14 protein-coding genes are annotated in these 17603 nt (G+C 70.0%); 4 read left to right on the top strand and 10 right to left on the bottom strand.

The genetic code is table 11. The features are described from left to right. Positions 1 to 323: 323 nt before the first annotated feature. Together crcB and G6045_RS30040 are read right to left on the bottom strand one after the other, a co-directional pair. Positions 324 to 686, bottom strand: a complete 363-nt coding sequence (crcB, locus tag G6045_RS30035) for a fluoride efflux transporter CrcB (RefSeq protein WP_165335300.1) — start codon at positions 684 to 686, stop codon at positions 324 to 326. Further along, a complete protein-coding gene (locus G6045_RS30040) occupies positions 683 to 1123 on the bottom strand; it encodes a FluC/FEX family fluoride channel (RefSeq protein ID WP_165335301.1) in 441 nt (146 codons plus the stop codon). The genes crcB and G6045_RS30040 overlap by 4 nt, the downstream gene beginning before the upstream one ends. 254 nt (positions 1124 to 1377) lie before the next feature. On the opposite strand from G6045_RS30040, the gene G6045_RS30045 reads away from it, so the two are divergent. Together G6045_RS30045 and G6045_RS30050 are read left to right on the top strand one after the other, a co-directional pair. Continuing rightward, entirely contained in the window at positions 1378 to 1749 is a 372-nt protein-coding gene (locus tag G6045_RS30045) for an STAS domain-containing protein (protein WP_165335302.1), read from the top strand. Between the two features lie 76 nt (positions 1750 to 1825). Further along, positions 1826 to 3037 carry a low temperature requirement protein A gene (locus G6045_RS30050; protein ID WP_165335303.1) on the top strand — a complete coding sequence of 404 codons (1212 nt, stop codon included), beginning with the start codon at positions 1826 to 1828 and terminating at the stop codon, positions 3035 to 3037. A gap of 102 nt (positions 3038 to 3139) precedes the next feature. On the opposite strand, the gene G6045_RS30055 is transcribed toward G6045_RS30050, so the two are convergent. After that, the gene (locus G6045_RS30055; protein WP_165335304.1) at positions 3140 to 4198 is read right to left on the bottom strand and encodes a PucR family transcriptional regulator; all 1059 of its coding nucleotides are present in this window, start codon (positions 4196 to 4198) and stop codon (positions 3140 to 3142) included. 386 nt (positions 4199 to 4584) lie between these two features. Here G6045_RS30055 and G6045_RS30060 point away from each other — a divergent pair, with 386 nt between their 5' ends. Beyond that, positions 4585 to 5358 (top strand): hypothetical protein, encoded by a 774-nt coding sequence (locus G6045_RS30060; RefSeq protein WP_165335305.1) that lies wholly within the window; start codon positions 4585 to 4587, stop codon positions 5356 to 5358. A 33-nt stretch (positions 5359 to 5391) separates the two neighbouring features. Here G6045_RS30060 and G6045_RS30065 read toward each other — a convergent pair whose 3' ends face one another. From G6045_RS30065 to G6045_RS30095, 7 genes are all read right to left on the bottom strand, one after another. Beyond that, positions 5392 to 7008, bottom strand: coding sequence for a glycoside hydrolase family 13 protein (locus G6045_RS30065; protein WP_206344356.1), 1617 nt, complete (start codon positions 7006 to 7008; stop codon positions 5392 to 5394). Positions 7009 to 7083: 75 nt separating this feature from the next. Next, positions 7084 to 9597, bottom strand: coding sequence for a CBM35 domain-containing protein (locus G6045_RS30070; RefSeq protein ID WP_165335307.1), 2514 nt, complete (start codon positions 9595 to 9597; stop codon positions 7084 to 7086). Between the two features lie 61 nt (positions 9598 to 9658). Continuing rightward, positions 9659 to 10543 (bottom strand): carbohydrate ABC transporter permease, encoded by an 885-nt coding sequence (locus tag G6045_RS30075; protein ID WP_165335308.1) that lies wholly within the window; start codon positions 10541 to 10543, stop codon positions 9659 to 9661. A 71-nt stretch (positions 10544 to 10614) separates the two neighbouring features. Continuing rightward, a complete protein-coding gene (locus G6045_RS30080) occupies positions 10615 to 11586 on the bottom strand; it encodes a carbohydrate ABC transporter permease (RefSeq protein ID WP_165335313.1) in 972 nt (323 codons plus the stop codon). A gap of 18 nt (positions 11587 to 11604) precedes the next feature. Next, entirely contained in the window at positions 11605 to 12978 is a 1374-nt protein-coding gene (locus G6045_RS30085) for an ABC transporter substrate-binding protein (protein ID WP_165335309.1), read from the bottom strand. Between the two features lie 103 nt (positions 12979 to 13081). Further along, positions 13082 to 14098 carry a LacI family DNA-binding transcriptional regulator gene (locus tag G6045_RS30090; RefSeq protein WP_165335310.1) on the bottom strand — a complete coding sequence of 339 codons (1017 nt, stop codon included), beginning with the start codon at positions 14096 to 14098 and terminating at the stop codon, positions 13082 to 13084. A 105-nt stretch (positions 14099 to 14203) separates the two neighbouring features. After that, on the bottom strand, positions 14204 to 15421 hold the full coding sequence (locus tag G6045_RS30095; protein ID WP_165335311.1) for a beta-ketoacyl-[acyl-carrier-protein] synthase family protein: 1218 nt from the start codon (positions 15419 to 15421) through the stop codon (positions 14204 to 14206). Positions 15422 to 15889: 468 nt separating this feature from the next. Between G6045_RS30095 and G6045_RS30100 the strand changes: the two genes are divergently transcribed. Further along, positions 15890 to 17329: a PP2C family protein-serine/threonine phosphatase gene (locus tag G6045_RS30100; protein ID WP_165335312.1), complete on the top strand. Its 1440-nt coding sequence runs from the start codon at positions 15890 to 15892 to the stop codon at positions 17327 to 17329. The last annotated feature ends 274 nt before the right edge of the window (positions 17330 to 17603 follow it).

Here is a 17603-nt window from a genome sequence, read left to right on the forward strand (position 1 = left end):
GGACGGGGTGGGGTGCTTGCTCATTCGGGCAATGGCACCGTTCCCGTGAAGGGACGCCGCCAACGTCGGGGGCGCCCGAATGACAATGCACCCCACCCCGTCCCCTTCCGCCGTCGCGCGGCTGCGGGCCGTCCCACTCCAGCCCGTCCGGCGTTTGAGGACATCCGAACGAAGTTCGGATACGGGGGCCTGGGGGCTTCGCCCCCAGTTTCGGGAAGGGGCGGGTAGGGGAAAAGGTGCCCGCCGCAGGCGCAACCGGCCCGCACCCGGCAACGAGACCGCGCCCCCACCAAGCAGCGGCGGCGTACAAGTGGGCGTGGACGTCAGGTGTAGAGGGTCTGGGCCGAGGCGAGGCCGACGTAGGCGGCGCCCAAGCCCGCGAGGACGCTGCCGAGGGCGTTGGCCGTCGCGTGCAGGGCTGCGCCGGAGCGGGCGAGGGTCAGCGTCTCGTACGAGAAAGTGGAGTACGTGGTGAGCGCGCCGCACAGCCCCGTGCCGAGGAACAGCAGGGTGTGGGAGGTGAGGGCCGCACCCGTGAGGAACCCGAGCACGAGCGAGCCCGCGATGTTGACGGTGAAGGTGCCCCAGGGGAAGCCGGTCGTGTGGCGGGACTGGACCGCGCGGTCGGTGAGGTAGCGCAGGGGGGCGCCGAGCATGCCGCCGGTGAGGACGAGGAGCCAGTTCACGCGGGGACTCCCAGGGCCTTGCGGGTGGCGGCGGCCGCGAGCGAGACGGCCACGAGGGCGGCGGCGAGCGTGGCGGCCAGGTAGGCGAGCGCCGTGCCGGAGTGGTCGTGGTCGATCAGGCGCTGGATGTCGACCACGTACGTGGAGAAGGTGGTGAATCCGCCGAGGACTCCCGTGCCGAGGAAGGGGCGGAGCAGGGCCGGGGTGGACCGGCCCGTCTCGGTGACCGCGACCATCAGGACGCCGATCAGGGCGCAGCCGATGACGTTGACCCACAAGGTCGTCCAGGGGAAGGCCCCGGGGCCGGTCGGCCAGAGCAGGGACGCGGCGTAGCGGGCCGTGGCCCCGAGGCCGCCGCCCAGGGCGACGGCCGCCAGAACCGGGGCCGTTCGGGGCTTGGAGCGGGGCCCGGTGTCCGCTTCTCGATCGTGCAGCACTGCGGCACCTTATCCGGGCACTCCGCCAGATCACGGAAACTAACGCACCGTCACCACTGCGTCGCGCCTCGCGAATCGTCCCAACCTCCGTTATTCCTTGCTCCGTTGGGGGTACGGACGGCGCTGAGCGGGGATGACACGAGTGGCGCCGCACCGCCGCACCTTCCGCTTGTGACGGCCGACGCCCGTACCGATGCAGCCCGCGGAGGGCATTCGTCACTCCGCGTCACAGGATGGGGGCCTCGGGAGTGGCCATGGGGACCGCGGACTTCACGTTCGGCCTGGAGCACCGCACGGCCGGCACGACCCTCTTCCTGCTGCTCAGCGGAGAGCTCGACATCTGGGCCGACGGGGAACTGGCCCCGCGCGCGGCCCGGTTGATCGGCGCCGTAAGACCCGAGGTCGTGATCGATCTGCACCATGTGACCTTTCTCGACGCGGGCGGGCTGCGGCTGCTCCTCGGGATACGGCACCGGGTGGCGGACCGTCAGGGCACGGTGCGTCTGGTCCGCGCCCACGGCCAGCCGCATCGGGTGCTCCGACTCACCGGCCTCGAGCGCGAATTCGACGTGGTGCGCGGCGAGCCGGACGACGGCGGCGGGCAGGGCCCGGCCGTGCTCGCCTGAGGCCCCGCGGCGAGTTGTAGGGTTCCCGGGAAGCGGCTCGGCGAGGTGCCGCGCCACGTGCCACCTGGGGGGACCAGTGCCGGCGGGCAAGAGTTCATCGCATCTGATACCGACCGGGGACGACCACAAGGTCACCCCGGCCGAGCTGTTCTTCGATCTCGTCTTCGTCTACGCCATCACCCAGGTCACCGCGATGATGGCGGCCCACACGACCGCGGGCCGCATCGCCGGATCGCTGGTGGTGCTCGCCCTGCTGTGGTGGTGCTGGTGCTGCTTCTCGTGGCTCGGCAATGTGGTGCGGGCCGATGCGGGCGCACTGTTCGCGGTGCTCGTGGCCGTGATGGGCGTGATGCTCGTCGTCTCCTTCGCGCTGCCCGAGGTGTACGACGACAAGCACGGCGGGGTGGACGCGCCGTTGGTGTTCGTCCTCTGTTACGGGGTCGTACGCCTGCTGCATCTCGTCTCGTACTGGATTTCGGCGCCGGACGACCCCGCACTGCGGTCGACGGTGCGCCGGATCGCGCTGACGTCGGTGGCGCCGCCGTTCGCGCTGCTTCTGGTGGGTGCGGCGTTCGACGGCCGCACGCAGATCCTCATCTGGGCCGGGGCGATGGTGCTCGACTACGCGATGGTGTTCCTGACCCGGGGCTCGGGCTGGCGGGTCGCCTCGCCGGGGCACTTCGCCGAACGGCACGGCCTGATCGTCATCATCGCCCTCGGCGAATCCATCGTGGCCATGGGCATCGGCATGCGCGACTATGCGCTGACCGTCCCGGTGATCGCCGCGGCGGCGCTCGGGATCCTGGTCGTGGCGGGCATGTGGTGGATGTACTTCCGCAAGGTCGCCGAGCCGGCCGAGCACCGCATCGCGCGCGCGGAAGGCGCCGAGCGGACCAAGCTCGCGAGCGAGGTGTACACGTATCTCCATCTGCCGCTGATCGCGGGGATCGTGCTCTGCGCCCTGGGGATGAAGGTCGCGCTGCACCAGATCGCCGACACGAAGCACTACGACCTGTCCGAGCCGCTGCACGGCATCGTCGCGTGGGCGCTGCCGGGCGGGGTGGGGCTGTATCTGCTGGCCTCGGCCGCGATTTTGGCCCGGGTGTCGGGCCGGGGGTCGCTGGTGCTGCTGATCGGCGGCGGACTCTGCCTGGTCGGCGGTCCGTTGGTGACCGTGGTGCCCGCGCTGGTCGCGCTCGCCCTGCTGGGGGCCGCGGTCGCGGGGATGGCGGCGCTGCACTCGCGGGTGGCGCGGCCGGCGCTTGGGTCGGCTGCTCAGGAGGCGTGAGGAAGCGACCGGCACTTGGGTCCGCTGCTCAGGAGGCGTGAGGCAGCCGCCGGTGCTGAGGTCGGCCGCTTCGGAGGCGTAAAGGAGCAGCTCACCTGTCTGTCAGAGCGGTTTCGCCGGCCAGTCGAGCAGTCGTGCGCCGATCACCGCGGTCTGCAGTGTGTAGCGGTGTACGGGGTCGGCCGGGTCGGAGCCCGTCAGCTGATGGATCCGCTGCAGCCGGTACGTCAGCGCCCGCACGCTCAGGCTGAGCCGGCGTGCCGCCTCCGCGGCGACGCACCCCGCGTCGAAGTACACCATCAGCGTCCCGATCAGCGGCCCCGCCCCGCCCCGCGCCTCCTGCAGCGGCCCCAGTGCGCTGCGTACGAGATCGGCCATGGCCTCGCGGTCCCGGGTGAGCACGGGGTAGACCAGCAAGTCGGCCGCGTTCAGGACGGGTTCGTCGAGGTGCAGCCGCTCGGCGAGGTCGAGTGCGCCGAGCGCCTCCTCGTAGCTGCGCACGACACCGCCGGCGCCGGGGTGCGGACGGCCGAGCGCGACCTGGCCGCCGTCGGTGGCCGTGTGCGCCTGCTCGGCGAAGTACGTGAGCACTTCGGTCTGGTCGCCGGGGGCGATGCAGATCAGCCGGTCGTCCTTGGTGGTCAGGAGGATCGACCGGTCACCGAAGCGGGCGTGCAGCGCGGCAGCCACGCCGCGCCCCACGGGATCGGTCTCCGTGTACGCGTCCGGCCCGGCGGCGACGGCCACCGCGTGCGCATGCGCGAGCCGCAGCCCGAAGCGCTCGGCGCGTTCGGCGAGCCGTCCGAGGTCGCTGCGTCCGTGCAGCAGATCGTCGATGAACTCCCGCCGCGCCGCCTCCTCCCGGCGTACGGCGAGGCGCTGGGCGCGCTCGTACCCCTCGGCGAAGGCGTCGACGGCCTGCTCGACCGCGGCGAGGACGCTGTCGGCGTGCCGTACCACCAAGGGCCAGGCGCACCGGGTCGCGGCGAGGTGCTCCTGGACGAGTCCGCGCAGGGCGTGCCCTTGTTCGGCGGCCCGTTCGCCGAGTGTGCGGCGCAGTTCGAGTTCGTCCCGGGTGAGGCGCCGGCCGGTCGTGGACACGGCCGCGAGCAACTCGGCATAGCCGTCGAGGTACTCCGCGGTCTCTTCCACCCGGGCCATCGGCTTCCCCACCCTCATGCGCGTACGACTGCCGGGCTCGCCCACAGCGCTCCCCACGCCCGACGGCGCGACCCCGGCATCAAGAACGCGTAAAGACTGCCGGATCCCGGCAATGCGATCAAGCCGCGTGCGCTGCCAGGATCTGCTCACGGGTGGGAACGGGGGATACACGGGGGAATGCCCGGTGCCGGATCCCGGAAGGGAACGGCGCCGGGCCACCCCGACGCCCGCCCGCCTCCCACGCGCCTCGCTCGCGTACCGGAGCCGCTCTTGATCAACTCGGCGGCACCTGGTCGACTGCACGTCATCCGCAGTTCGGACGCCGCTCGGCCGGGTGGTCGAGGCTGCGGTCCGGCAGACCGACCCACGCCTGTGAGGAACCACCCATGGACCGACGCCTGTTCACCGCCGCGCTCACCGCGGCCCTTGCCGTCCCCGCCACCGCCGGCGCCGCCCATGCGGACGGCCGTGTCGGCGAGGAGCACCGCGGCCGCGCCCTGCTCGCCGCTCTCACCGAGGCCCTCGACGGTGACCGGCGGACCGCGCGGATCCTGGCGCCGCTGGTCGAGGACGTCGGCTTCGACTGGGAGCCCCCGGCCGCACGGCTCGACGAGCTGGACTTCATCGTCGCGTACGGCTTCGGCAATCGGCCGCCGGCCGGCGGCGGTGACCCCACGAAGGTGCTGTTCGAGCCGGGTCCCGTGAACGAGGAGCTCGCCGACACCGTGGCCCGGATCCGTGCCCGGCGCGACATACCGGTGTACGCGCAGTGGGAGATCGCCCGGTTCCTGGAGTCCAAGTACCGGATGAAGAACGTCACTTCGATCGAGCCGGTGATCGCCCCCGACGGGACGATCACCTATCTCAGCACCGACGGTGTGGCCCAGCAGGTTGCCGAGGCCCGCAAGGATCTGCCCGGCGGGACGGGCACGGCGGGTGTCGTCGGCTTCCGCGACCATCACAAGCGCTGTGTCCTCACCACCGAGGGCCGCGGGATGCGCGCCTTCGCGCCGCGTGGATTCGCGATGCCGCAGACGTACGATCCGCAGTCGGGGCAGGCCTGGACGCGCCGCCGTGACCTGTACCTGGTGAGCGACATGACCGCGCAGTGGACCATGCTTCAGCGGAAGTTGATCGCGGAGGCCTACCCCAACGGCTGACCCCCGGCGTCCGCAACGGCCGGCCGACGACGTCTACTGCGCCGGGCGCAACCACACGGTGGTGTCCCCCGGCAGCCGGCCGTCCTCAAGTGGCCCGCTGCTCAGCACCACGTCCATCCCCGCAGGCAGCTCGATCGGGTCGGCGCCCGCGTTGACCAGGCATCGGATCCCGGACGACCGTGCGAAGGACACGGTGTCCGGGCCACTGTCGAGCCACTCCAGGGTCTCGGGCAGGGGCGCGAACAGTTCCGCGCGCAGCCGGAGCGCCTCGCGGTACAGCCGCAGGAACGAGTCGGGGTCGGCGTGCTGGCGTTCGGCGCTCCACGCGGTCCACTCCGGGGGCTGCGGCAGCCAGGACGCGCCGCCCTCGGAGAAGCCGAGGGTCTCCCCTGCCGCCGTCCACGGCAGCGGGACCCGGCAGCCGTCCCGTCCGCGGTCGCGTCCTTCGGAGCGTATGAAGGTGGGGTCCTGAATGAGGTGGTCGGGGATGAACTGGACTTCGGGCAGGCCCAGTTCATCGCCCTGGTAGAGGTACACGCCGCCGGGCAGCGCAAGGGTCAGGAGCGCGGCCGCCCGCGCCCGGCGCCGGCCCAGTGGCACATCGCTCGGGTCGGCGAGCCGCTTGTCCCCCATGTCGAAGGAGGTGTCCGCGCGGCCGTAGCGCGTCACATGGCGGATGGTGTCGTGGTTGGAGAGCACCCAGGTGGGTGGGGCGCCGACCGGCTCGTGCAGGGTGAGCGTCGAGTCGATGACATCACGCAGCGCGGTGGCATCCCAAGGGCAGCACAGGAAGTCGAAGTTGAAGGCCGAGTGCAGTTCGTCGGGGCGCAGATAGCGCGCGGACTGCTCCGGGCTCGGCAGCCACACCTCGCCGACGAAGGTGCGCTCACCGTCGTACGAGTCGAGGATCTTCCGCCACGCGCGGTACACGTCGTGCACCTCGTCGACGTCCTGGTACGGCAGGTCGGTCGGGTCCGGGTCGGGGCCGGCGTCCGGAAGGCCGGGCTTCTTCACGAGCCCGTGGGCGACATCGATACGGAAGCCGTCGACACCGCGCCTCAGCCAGAAGTGCAGGACATCCTCGAACTCGGCCCGTACGTCCGGGTGTTCCCAGTTCAGATCGGGCTGCTCGGGCGCGAACATGTGCAGATACCACAGGCCCGGCGTGCCGTCCGCCTCCGTGATACGGGTCCAGGCGGGCCCGCCGAAGTACGACTGCCAGTCGTTGGGCGGCAGTTCGCCGTACGCGCCCTTGCCGGGGACGAACCAGAAGCGGTCCCGCGCGCCCGGTTCGTCGGCCAGCGCGTGACGGAACCAGGGGTGCTGGTCGGAGCAGTGGTTGGGCACGAGGTCGACGATGACGCGCAGCCCGTGCCCGTGTGCCTCGTCGATCAGCGACTCGGCCTCGGCGAGCGTGCCGAAGAGCGGGTCGATGTCGCGGTAGTCGGCCACGTCGTAGCCGCCGTCGGCCATGGGTGAGACGTACCAGGGGTTGAACCACAGGGCGTCCACACCGAGTTCGCGCAGGTACGGCAGTTTCGCCCGCACTCCGGCCAGGTCTCCGATGCCGTCGCCGTTGCCGTCGGCGAAGCTGCGGACGTAGATCTGGTAGATCGCGGCGTGCCGCCACCAGGCGGGTGCGGGCGTCAAGGTCACAGGTGCTCCTCAGAAGGGTGGGCGGGTCCGGCCTCGTCGGCCGGACCCGTCGGGCGTACGAAGGTGGTGCTACCAGCCGGAGTTGCCGGATCCGCGGGTGATCTGGAAGCCGCCCGCGAGGGAGAGTCCGCCGTCCTTGGTGCCGGTGACGGTGACCCCGGAGAAGGTGCCGGCTCCGGCCGCGTTGATCTCGATGCCGTACGCGCCGGTCTTCTCGATCCTCGTGTCCTCGACGGTGAGATCGCCGACGGACTTCTGCCAGGACACGAGCAGTCCGCTGTACGTGGAGTCGAGGATGTCGTTGTTCTCGATCCGTACCGGTGTGGTGATGTCCGAGTGGTCGGCGTAGATCCAGATCGCGCCGAACTTCGACTGCCAGTTGGGTTCGTAACCGCCGGTCCGCTCCAGGGTGTTGCGGGCCACGATGGTGGGTCCGGAGAAGGGCAGCGGTGCGGGCGGGAAGTTGCGGGTGCTGATCGCGACGCCGGCGGAGGCGTTCACGGTGTCGGACAGGAGGTTGTCCTCGACGCGGTTGCCGCTGCCGCCGTAGACCGCAGCGGTGTTGGCGAGCATCGGCAGCTGCACGGTGTTGAAGCGGAACGCGCAGTCGGTGACGGCCTGCTGTTCGGAGAACATCGCGAGTCCGTCGTCGCCGGTGCCCCGGACGCTGCTCTGCGAGACCTCGCTGTTCTTCGTCCCCTTGTGCAGGTTCACGCCGTCGGCGAAGGTGTCGCGGATCCGCAGCCCCGTCGCGAGCAGACCGTCGGTCGGCGCGTCGATCCACAGGCCGACCTTGGCGTGCTCGATCCACACGTTCTGCACGGTGGATCCGCTGCCGAAGTCGCCCTCGATCGCCGTGTGGCCGCCGGCGTCGTCGCGGTGGGTGGCGTCGCCGGCGAACATCAGGTCCTGGATCGTGCTGGTGCCGCCGCGGCCGAAGAACCCGCCCTTGTTGTCCTTGCCGCGCACCACCGTGTGCCACTCCCCCGCACCGCGTACGGCGACGCTGCTGAGGTTGATGTGGTCGGAGATGTTGTACGTGCCCTTCGGCAGCCACAGGCCCTTGCCCTGGGACTTGGCCGTGTTCACCGCGGAGTTGAGGGCGGAGGTGTCGTCGCCGCCGTCGTCCGGGGTGACGCCGAGGCCGGTCGCCGAGACGTAGCCGGCCGGCATCGCATAGGCGGCGGGGGCCGTCTCCGTCTCGATCAGGTCGACGGTGTACGAGGGTGCGGTGTCGCCCGCGTCCTTCTGCAGCCTGAGCTTCGTACCGGCCGGGAAGTCGCCGATGACCGTCCGGGTCTCGTCGAAGAAGCGGTGCGGGGAGCCGCCGGACGGGTCGTTGTTGTAGGGGTAGGCGCCGTACACCCAGCTGTACCTGGAGGTCAGGTCGAGGTCGCGCAGGTGGGTGCCGTTGGCGTAGAGGCTCAGGGGCCTGTCGATGCCGGTGCCGTCCGCGCTGTCGGGGATCGAGTAGCGCAGGGTCAGGGCGTTGGCGGGCTTGGTGAGCGTGAACTCGACGTACTCACCGGTGGCGTCGAGCACGACGGCCTTGCGGCCGGAGGCCTCGGACGGGACCTGGAGATAGGTGCGGTCGGGGCCGATCGTCGAGGCGTTGGTCGTGGCCGACTCCGCCTCGTACGAGGTGTACGGGAGGCTCGCGCCGCGGCTCGCGTTCGCGGCGGCGGTCGGCAGGTCGAGACCGTCGAGCTGGAAGCCGCCGTTGTCGCCGGATTCGGTGCGCAGGGTCACCGTGTTGAGACCGGCGCGCAGGGGGACGCCGGTGCTGAGCGTCTGCCAGGAGCCGGAGGTGCCGGGCAGGGTGAGCTGCCGCAGGCGGGTGCCGTTGACCGTGAGGGAGACGGTGGCCTGGCCCGCGTCCGGGGTGCGGTAGCGGATCTGTGCGGTGTGCTCGGTCGCCGCTGCGGACGTCACCGAGAAGACCGCGCGGGAGCCGTGCGTGCTGAAGCGGTCCAGGTAGCCGGAGCCTTGGTAGCCGCTCACGGACGTGGACTTCTCCGGGCCGCCGGAGAAGAAGGCCTCCTCGGCCTCGTGGGTCAGGCTTCCGCCGCCGCCTGCGGAGGGCGGGGCGGGGGTGAGGCTGTCGAGGTTGATGTTGCCGCTGTCGTCGGCCGCGAAGGTGAGGGCCAGCGTGTTGGCGCCCTGCCGGTAGTCCACGGGCGCTTCGACGGTGGACCAGGTGCTCCAGTTCGCGGTGGCGGGGAGGCTCACCCGACCTGCCCTGGTGCCGTTCACGTACAGGCTGAGTGTCATCGTCGCCGTGGTGCCGTTGGCGTACCGGATCCTGGCGGAGCCTGATCCGGCGGTGGGCGAGCTGACGGTGAACGAGGTCGAGGCGCTGCCCTTGTTGCCGTCGGTGTAGCCGCCGACATAGCCGGTGCCGGTGTATCCGGGGTGCTCGCTCTCGGCCTTCGTGCCGCCCGAGAGCGCGGCCGATTCGGCCTGGAGTACATCGGCGGCGTGCGCTGCCGGTGCCCCGTACAGCAAAAGTGCGGCGAGCAGGCTCAGCAGGAGTCCGGGGACGAGAAGCAGTGATCTTGGTCGTGCGGGGGTGTTTTCGGGCATGGCGGAGCGTCCTTCCGTGTGGGGGTGCACAGGACGGCTGAGGGGGTGGCTCGAGGTGGGCTCAGCCCTTGAGGCTGCCGGCCGTGAGACCGGCGATGATGTGGCGCTGGAAGATCAGGAAGAGCACGAGCAGCGGGATGCTGGCGATGACCATGCCCGCGAGCAGCTGGTTGGCGGGCAGGAACTCCGACAGCCGGCTCAGCGCCACCGTGATCGGCTGCTTCGCCGGATCGGGGAGCACGATCAGCGGCCAGAGGAAGTCCTTCCACACCCCGACCACCGCGAAGATCGACACCACGGCGAGGACCGGGCGCGACAGCGGCAGGATCACCGACACCAGGACCCGCACCGGCCCTGCGCCGTCGATGCGTGCGGAGTCCATGAGCTCCTGCGGGATCTGGTCGAAGAACCGCTTCAGGATGAAGATGTTGAAGGCATTGGCAGCGGCCGGCAGCCAGATCGCCCATGGGGTGTTGATCAGATTCAGATGGATCAGCGGGACGTCCGTGACCGTGAGATAGGTCGGGACGAGCAGCGCGGAGACCGGCAGCATCAGCGTCGCGAGCATCATGCCGAGGACGATGTTCCCGAGCACCGGCCGCAGTTTCGACAGCGCGTATGCCGCGGCGACATCGATGATCAGCTGGATCAGCCAGGCGCCGAGCGCCAGGATCAGGGTGTTGAGGAAGTGCTTGCCGAGCCCGGTGTTCGTCCAGGCTTCGGTGTACGCCTCCGGATGGAAGCTCCCCGGGAACAACGTCGGGCTCGGGTCGGCCAGTTCACGCGAGGACTTCAGGGCGCCGCTCGCCATCCAGTACAGCGGGAAGACGAAGACGACCGTGAAGCCGATGAGCGTGGTCGTGAGCACGAAGCGGTAAAGGAACTTTCCCGTGCGCCGGTTGAGCTCGCTCGGCGCGATCAGGGTGCGTTCCGCGGTGTCGGACATCGTCGTTCCTCTCAGCCCTTGCTCCGGGCCATCAGCTTTTGCTCCGGGCCATCAGCTTTTGCTCCGGGTCATCAGCCTTTGCTCCGGGTCAGCCGCAGATACACCAGCGAGAACAGTCCGAGCACCACGAAGAGCACCATGCTCATGGCGCTCGCCAGGCCGAAGTCGCTGTAGACGAACGCGTACCGGAACAGGAGCAGCAGGACGGTCACGGTCGCGTCGTTCGGACCGCCGCCGGTCAGGATGTACGGCTCGATGAACACCTGCATGGTGCCGAGCACTTGGAGCAGGAGCGTGATCATCAGGATGAAGCGCATCTGCGGCAGCGTGACGTGCCAGAGCCGCTGCCTGATCGAGGCTCCGTCGAGCTCGGCCGCCTCGTACAGCTGGCCGGGGATGCCGCCGAGCGCCGCCAGGTAGATCAGCGTGGTGGTGCCCATGTTGGCCCAGGTGGAGACCAGGACCAGTGAGACCATCGCCAGGTTCTCGGACTCCAGCCACTGCTGGGCCGGCAGATGCAGCGCTTCGAGGGCGCTGTTGAACAGGCCGGGGCCCGGATCGTAGAACCAGCGCCACAGGAGCATCGTGACGATCGGCGGCAGCATCACCGGCAGATAGACCGTCATCCGCAGATAGCCGCGGGCGCTGCGGAACTCGTTGAGGACGACGGCCGTCGCAAGGGGCGCCGCGAAGCCGAAGACCAGCGCGAGCGCGGTGAACCAGGCCGTGTTCTGCCAGGCGGTGACGAACAGCGGATCGTCGAAAAGCCGGCGGAAGTTGTCCAGGCCCACCCACTGGGCGGGTTGGGCGAACGTGACCTGCTGGAAGCCCAGCAGCCAGCCGCGAACGATCGGGTACCAGGAGAAGGCGGCGAAGACGACGAGGCCGGCGCCGAGGAAGGCGTACGCGATGAGGTTCTCGCGGATACGGCGGGCGAGGTGCGAGCGGGCCGCCTTGGGTGTGCCCGCGGGCTTCGGTTCCTTGGGCCTGCCGGAGGACGCCGCTGGGGCGCCGGCGCCCTCCGGACGGACCGTGGTCTTCATGTCGGTGGTCGCCATCGGTCACTTGACCGTCGCGAGGAGCGCGTCGACCTTCTTCGACGCGTCCTTCAGGAGCTGGTCGATGTCCGCGTCCTTCTTCGTCAGGACCGACTGCATCACGCCGTCGAGCACGGTGTAGATCTGCTGGGCGTTCGGCGGCTCGACCTTCTGCTCCAGGCCGCCGTTGCGCTCGGTGAACGGCTTGAAGTTCTCGGTGGGCACATTGGCGTACTTGGCGTGCACGGCATCGACCTTGGCCTGCACATCGTCCGTGTACAGGCGGTCGAGCGGCAGACCGACCGGCACGTCATTGCTGATGACGCGCTTGTCGTTGAACTCGGTGCGGTCCGGGTTGAGGTACTTGAACTGGAGCCACTTCAGACCGGCCTTGATCTTCTCCGGCGTGGCCTTGGGGTTGAACATGAACCCGTTGCCGCCGCCGAGCGTCGCCTGTCCGGGCAGCGCGCCGACCCCGTACTCCTTGTACTGGCGCTCGAACTGCTTGACGATCGTGGGCACGTTGTCCGGCCCGGCCATATACATGCCGAGCTTGCCGGCGCCCATCATCTTCTGGACGTCGGGGATCTCCAGGAGCTGGCGGCTGCCCATGCTGTCGTCGGTCCAGCGCATGTCGTGCAGCATCCGCAGCGCGTTGCGTGCGGCGTCGCTGTCGACGGCGGACTGCCACTTGCCGTTGCTGCCGTCCTTGACCGCCACGTCGCCGCCCATGGAGTAGATCCATGAGGTGAGGTGCCAGCCGCCCTGGTTGTTCTTGCTGTACTCGGCGTAGCCGACGGTGCCGTCGCCGAGATCGCTGATCTTCTTGGCGGCGCTGCGCACCTCGTCCCAGGTGGTGGGCGGCTTGTCCGGGTCGAGTCCTGCCTTCTCGAACAGGTCGCGGTTGTAGACGAGGCCGAGCGAGTACTGGCCGTTGGGCAGCCCGTAGACCTTGCCGTCCTTGCCCTTGAACACGTCGAGGAACTCGGGCCGGATCTTGTCGAGATACGGGATGTCCTTCATGTACGGGGTGATGTCCGCGCCTTGGCGTCGCTCGATGAGTCCGGCCGGGTCGGTGAAGTACACGTAGTAGACGTCCTCGAGCTGACCGCCCGCGAGCTTGGCCGCGAAGGTCTTCGGGTCCATCTGGCCTTCGCGCGGATCGATATCGATCTTGGGGTTGGCCTTCTCGAAGGCCTTCACATCGGCCTCGAAGATCTTGCGGTCGAGCGGCTGCGTCTTGGGCGGCATGTCATTGACCACGAGGGTGACGACACCGTCCTTGCCCGCCCCCTCGCCCGAGGAGGAGCCGCCGCAGGCGGTCAGGCCGAGGGCCATCGCGCCGACGAGGGCTATGCCGGCGCGTCGACGCGCGCCGAAGCCAGACGTGAAAGTCATGGGTGTGCTGCCTTCCTGCTACCTGGGAAAGCGGATCCTTGCCGACTGTCCCGGTCGGCGCCCCAGCGTTGACGCAGAACGTAGAACCGGTTCACGCAAGAAGTCAACGTCTCTGCGCAAGATTCGAAGCAGTGGACCCGCGGACGATCAACTCGGTTTCGAAGAGGATGGGTTCGTCGTCGACTACATGGCCGTCCATCTGCGCGACCAGCGCGGTCACGGCCGCGTCCGCCATGGCCTGCACGGGCTGGCGTGCGGTGGTGAGCGGCGGGTCGGTGGCGACCATGAACAGCGAGTCGTCGAAGCCGACCACGGAGAAATCCCTGGGTACGACGAGGCCGAGGCGGCGTGCGCCGCGGATCGCACCGAGGGCGAGGGTGTCGCTCGCGCAAACGACTGCGGTGACCCCGGCATCGACGAGGCGCGGCACGGCAGTGGCGCCGCCTTCCATGGAGAACATCGCGTGGGCGACCCAGGGCCGCCAGTTGCTCTGGGGCACACCCTTCGCTTTCCAGAACGCCGCGTACCCGGCGAGTTTGCGGGCGCTCGGCACATGCCCGACGGGGCCGATAAGGAGGCCGATGCGCTCATGCCCCAGGGCTTCGAGATGGCGGGCCGCCTGGAGTGCGGCCTGGGTGTCGTCGGCCGCGACCTGGGCCACTTCGCGGTTCTCGTCGGCTGCGTTGACCAGGACCATCGGCATACGGCGTTCGCGCAGCACACGGCCCTGTTCGGCGCCGGCGTCGGCGTAGCTGGAGCCGACGAAGACGATGCCGCCGGTGTTCTGCCCGAGCAGCATGTCGATGTAGTGCGATTCGGAGACACCGTCGGCGGTACGGGTGCACAACACGGGTATCAGCCCGCGCTTGTTGAGCCGCCCGGCGAGCGCTTCGGCGAACGCGGGGAACACCGGGTTCTGCAGTTCGGGCACCACCAGGCCGACCAGCGGTGCGCGCTCCCTGCGGCTGACGGCGGGGCGCTCGAATCCGAACACGTCCAGGGCCGTGAGCACGATGTCCCTGGTGGCCGGCGCGACCTCGGGGCTGCCGTTGAGCACACGGCTGACGGTCACTTCGCTGACGCCGGCGAAGGCGGCCACCTTGGAAAGTCGTTTCGTCATGCGCTGACCGTACAGCGCACGACGCAAGACTGAATCAGTCGTGCGCAAATTGCTTGCAGCCAGACTTGCATGGGGCGCTCCTCGGTCGAGGAGCGCCCCGCGGATTCACTCCGCCCGGGCGAACACCAGGCTCACGTTGTGCCCGCCGAACCCGAACGCGTTCGTCAGGGCCGCACCCCAATCGCCCTTGCGCGGGCCGCCCTTGACGAGGTCGAGGGTGACCGCCGGATCCGGCGCGTCCAGGTTGCGGATCGCGGGGACGACGCCGTCGCGCAGACCGAGCACGGTCGCGACCGCGGCCACCGCACCGGAGGCCCCGCAGAGATGGCCGATCATCGACTTGGCCGCGGTCACGGCGACCTCGTCACCGAGCGTGGTCGCGATCGCCTCCGCCTCCACCACGTCACCCGACGGGGTCGAGGTGGCATGGGCCTGGACGACGCCGATGTCGGCGGGGGCGAGCCGGGCGGAATCGAGAGCGGCCCGCATCGCCTGCGCCTGGCCCTCGGCGTCCGAGGCCGTGATGTGCGCGGCACTCGACGAGACGCCGACGCCCGCCAGCCATCCGTGTACGCGCGCCGCGCGGGCCCGGGCGAACGAGGCGCGTTCCAGAACGACGATCCCCGCACCCTCCCCCATCACGAATCCGCTGCGGCCCGCGTCGAAGGGCCGCGACACCGCCTCGGGATCCTCGTCCTGAGTGGAGAGGGCCTTCATCTGCGCGAAGGCCGAGAGCGTGAACGGATGCAGACAGGCCTCCGCCCCGCCGGCGACCACGACATCGGCCCGCCCGGCCCTGATCAGATCGAGCCCCAGCGCGATGGCCTCGGATCCCGAGGCACACGCACTCACCGGCGTATGCGCACCCGCCTTCGCCCCGAGCTCCATGCTCACCCAGGCCGCGGGACCGTTGGGCATCAACATCGGTACGGCGTACGGGGAGAGCCGCCGCGCCCCGGACCGCTCGTAGGTGTCGTCCTGACCGAGTGTGGTGAGCACACCTCCCGTACCGGTGCCGATGACCACCGCGAGCCGTGTGCCGTCGACCTTCGGCGCACCGGCGTGCTGCCAGGCCTCACGGGCGGCGAGCAGAGCGACCTGTTCACAGCGGTCGAGCTTGCGCGCCTGAACCCGGCCGACCAGTTCTGCGGGGTCACCGGGCAGCGGCGCCGCGACCCCCACGGGCACGTCGGCGGCCCACTCCTCGTCGATCCGTCGCACTCCCGAGGCCCCCGCGAGCAGGCCCTCCCAGGTCGTACGGGCATCCATGCCCAGCGGAGTCAGCGCTCCGAGTCCCGTGACGGCCACCGCGTCGTCGTACATATCGCGCCCCTTCTCGGGTGTGAGTAGGAAGTCCACAAGATCCGGCCGTCGCACGGCGCAGGATCTTGATCACCTGAAGGCGACACTTCCAGACAACAAGGGCGCCGATGAATGCCACCAGCCGCAGAGCCTCAAGAGCGGATCTTGTAGGGTTACGACAAGTGACGGGCGACGGGAGCGCCGCGTCCGGGGCGCGCACGAGCAGGGACCCGAACCGGCCAGTTCCGCTGGACGCACGAAGCGCCGCTCCACCTGCCGGGAGCGGCGCCTTTCAATTCCCTTAAGGGTGGGGCCGATTGACTTTCGGCCAACCCGACGGGCGTACCTCCGGGTGGACTTTGGCATATGCCAGAAGCACCACCGTATCGTGTCTTGCCAAATCCCTTACGGGGCCCACTGACCTGTGCGACAGTCATAACCGGCCCTTCCGTCAGACTTGGTCGTACCGCGCCTGTATCGGAGTACGAGATGCCGTCCCATATCTTCGCGGACCGCCCCGCCGCACAGCCGCCCGAGCGCGGCACGGTCGACGCGCTGATTCAGCAGACGCGCCGGCTGCGTGGCGAGGTCGACGCGGTGCGCCGGGACACGCTCACGGACGACGACGACCCGCAGGGCCGCTGGCAGCGCGCCCTGTGCGAGCTGGCCGTACACCAACTGGACGATCTGGACGAGCACTTGGCGCAGCTGCGTGACGGCGCGCCTCTGGACACCGACGAGCAGGAGCTCCTCGAAGGCCTGGAGGCCGAGCTCGCCCCCGGGCCGAGCCGCGGCTCGCTCCTCAGCCGGGTGGGCAGCGCCGAGTGGAATCTGCTCACCGACGACGTCGTCTGGTCCGGCGAGCTCTACCAGATCTTCGGACGCTCCCCCGACCGTCCGCCGCTCACCCTGGACGAGCTGCCCACGTTCGTCTTCGCGGAGGACAGGGACCTCCTCACGCAGATGGTCACGGACTGTCTGATCGACGGCCGGCCCATCGACGGCGAGTTCCGCATCGTGCGTGAGGACGACAGTGTGCGCACCCTGCACATGATGGGCGAGCCCGTGCTCGACGCCGACGGCAGCACCGCCTCCATGTGGGCGGTGGTCAGAGACGTCAGCGAACTGCGGCGCAGCCAATCGGCCCTGCGCGAGACCCGTGACTCGCTTCAGCGCCAGCGGCACATCGCGCAGACAGAGCACCGGCTTGCGGTCGAGCTGCAGGAGGCCGTGCTGCCGCCGTGGCGCGGCCCCCTGCGGTTCCCGCAGGGCTCACCCGACGCACTCGACCTGGCGGCCCACTTCCTGCCCTCCTCCCGCAGCGCGCTCATCGGCGGCGACTGGTACGACGCGATGCATCTCCCCGACGGTGACACGCTGTTGAGCGTCGGCGACCTCACCGGCCATGGGGTGACGGTCACTTCGGGCATGGCGATGCTGCTCGGCGCGGTCCGCGGCATGGCCGTCGCGGGCGCCGAGCCGGGCAAGCTGATGGGCTGGCTGAACCAGCTCCTCGACGCCTCCGCGCAGCCCGCCCTGGGCAGCGCGGTGTGCTGCCGCTACAACCCGCGCACCCGTGTCCTCACCTGGTCCCAGGCCGGCCACCCCGCCCCGCTGCTGTTCCGCAACGGAACAGGCCGCGCCCTCGACGCCCCCGACGGCGTCCTGTTGGGCGCGACGACGGGCGCGGTCTACGAGCAGGCCGGCGAGCAGCTGGAACCGGGCGACCTGTTGGTTCTGCACACGGACGGCCTCGCCCCGCACCGCGACGGTGAAGCCTCCCGCGACCGCCTCCTCTCCCTGGCCCCCCGTTTCGCCACCGCCCGCACGGCGCAGGACTGCGTCCGTGCCGTGGTGGAGGAGTTCGGCGAGCGGGGGGAACGGGAGGATGACGCTTGCGTGTTGGTAGCGGTGGTGGGGAACGGCTGAGGGTCCCGAGAACGGCTGACGGCCCCGGGGCGGCTGGTCGGACGCTGGGTAGGGCTGACCGGGGAGGCCGGGCAGGGGTGGGGACGGCTGTCGGTCGGGTGAGGCGATCGGTTGGTCGGCAGAGGGCGGGCGAGGCAGGTCAGTGACGGCCTGGCGGTTGGCCGGGGTCCCTGCGGGAGCCGGACCCATAGGGGGACCAAACGTGCAGCGCGTACCGGCCGAATCGGTCAACTCGCAGGACACTTGGTCCCTTTCCCACCCCCCACCTCAGACC

Origin of the sequence: Streptomyces mesophilus, assembly GCF_011044995.1 — a bacterium.
In the GTDB taxonomy this organism is placed as follows: Bacteria; Actinomycetota; Actinomycetes; order Streptomycetales; family Streptomycetaceae; genus Streptomyces; species Streptomyces mesophilus.

Bases quoted from the DNA above. Each gene is read 5' to 3' on its own strand.
- G6045_RS30045 (WP_165335302.1), top strand. From the start codon at position 1,378: ATGGGGACCGCGGACTTCACGTTCGGCCTGGAGCACCGCACGGCCGGC.
- G6045_RS30055 (WP_165335304.1), bottom strand. From the start codon at position 4,198: ATGGCCCGGGTGGAAGAGACCGCGGAGTACCTCGACGGCTATGCCGAG.
- G6045_RS30060 (WP_165335305.1), top strand. From the start codon at position 4,585: ATGGACCGACGCCTGTTCACCGCCGCGCTCACCGCGGCCCTTGCCGTC.
- G6045_RS30070 (WP_165335307.1), bottom strand. From the start codon at position 9,597: ATGCCCGAAAACACCCCCGCACGACCAAGATCACTGCTTCTCGTCCCC.
- G6045_RS30075 (WP_165335308.1), bottom strand. From the start codon at position 10,543: ATGTCCGACACCGCGGAACGCACCCTGATCGCGCCGAGCGAGCTCAAC.
- G6045_RS30080 (WP_165335313.1), bottom strand. From the start codon at position 11,586: ATGAAGACCACGGTCCGTCCGGAGGGCGCCGGCGCCCCAGCGGCGTCC.
- G6045_RS30085 (WP_165335309.1), bottom strand. From the start codon at position 12,978: ATGACTTTCACGTCTGGCTTCGGCGCGCGTCGACGCGCCGGCATAGCC.
- G6045_RS30090 (WP_165335310.1), bottom strand. From the start codon at position 14,098: ATGACGAAACGACTTTCCAAGGTGGCCGCCTTCGCCGGCGTCAGCGAA.
- G6045_RS30095 (WP_165335311.1), bottom strand. From the start codon at position 15,421: ATGTACGACGACGCGGTGGCCGTCACGGGACTCGGAGCGCTGACTCCG.
- G6045_RS30100 (WP_165335312.1), top strand. From the start codon at position 15,890: ATGCCGTCCCATATCTTCGCGGACCGCCCCGCCGCACAGCCGCCCGAG.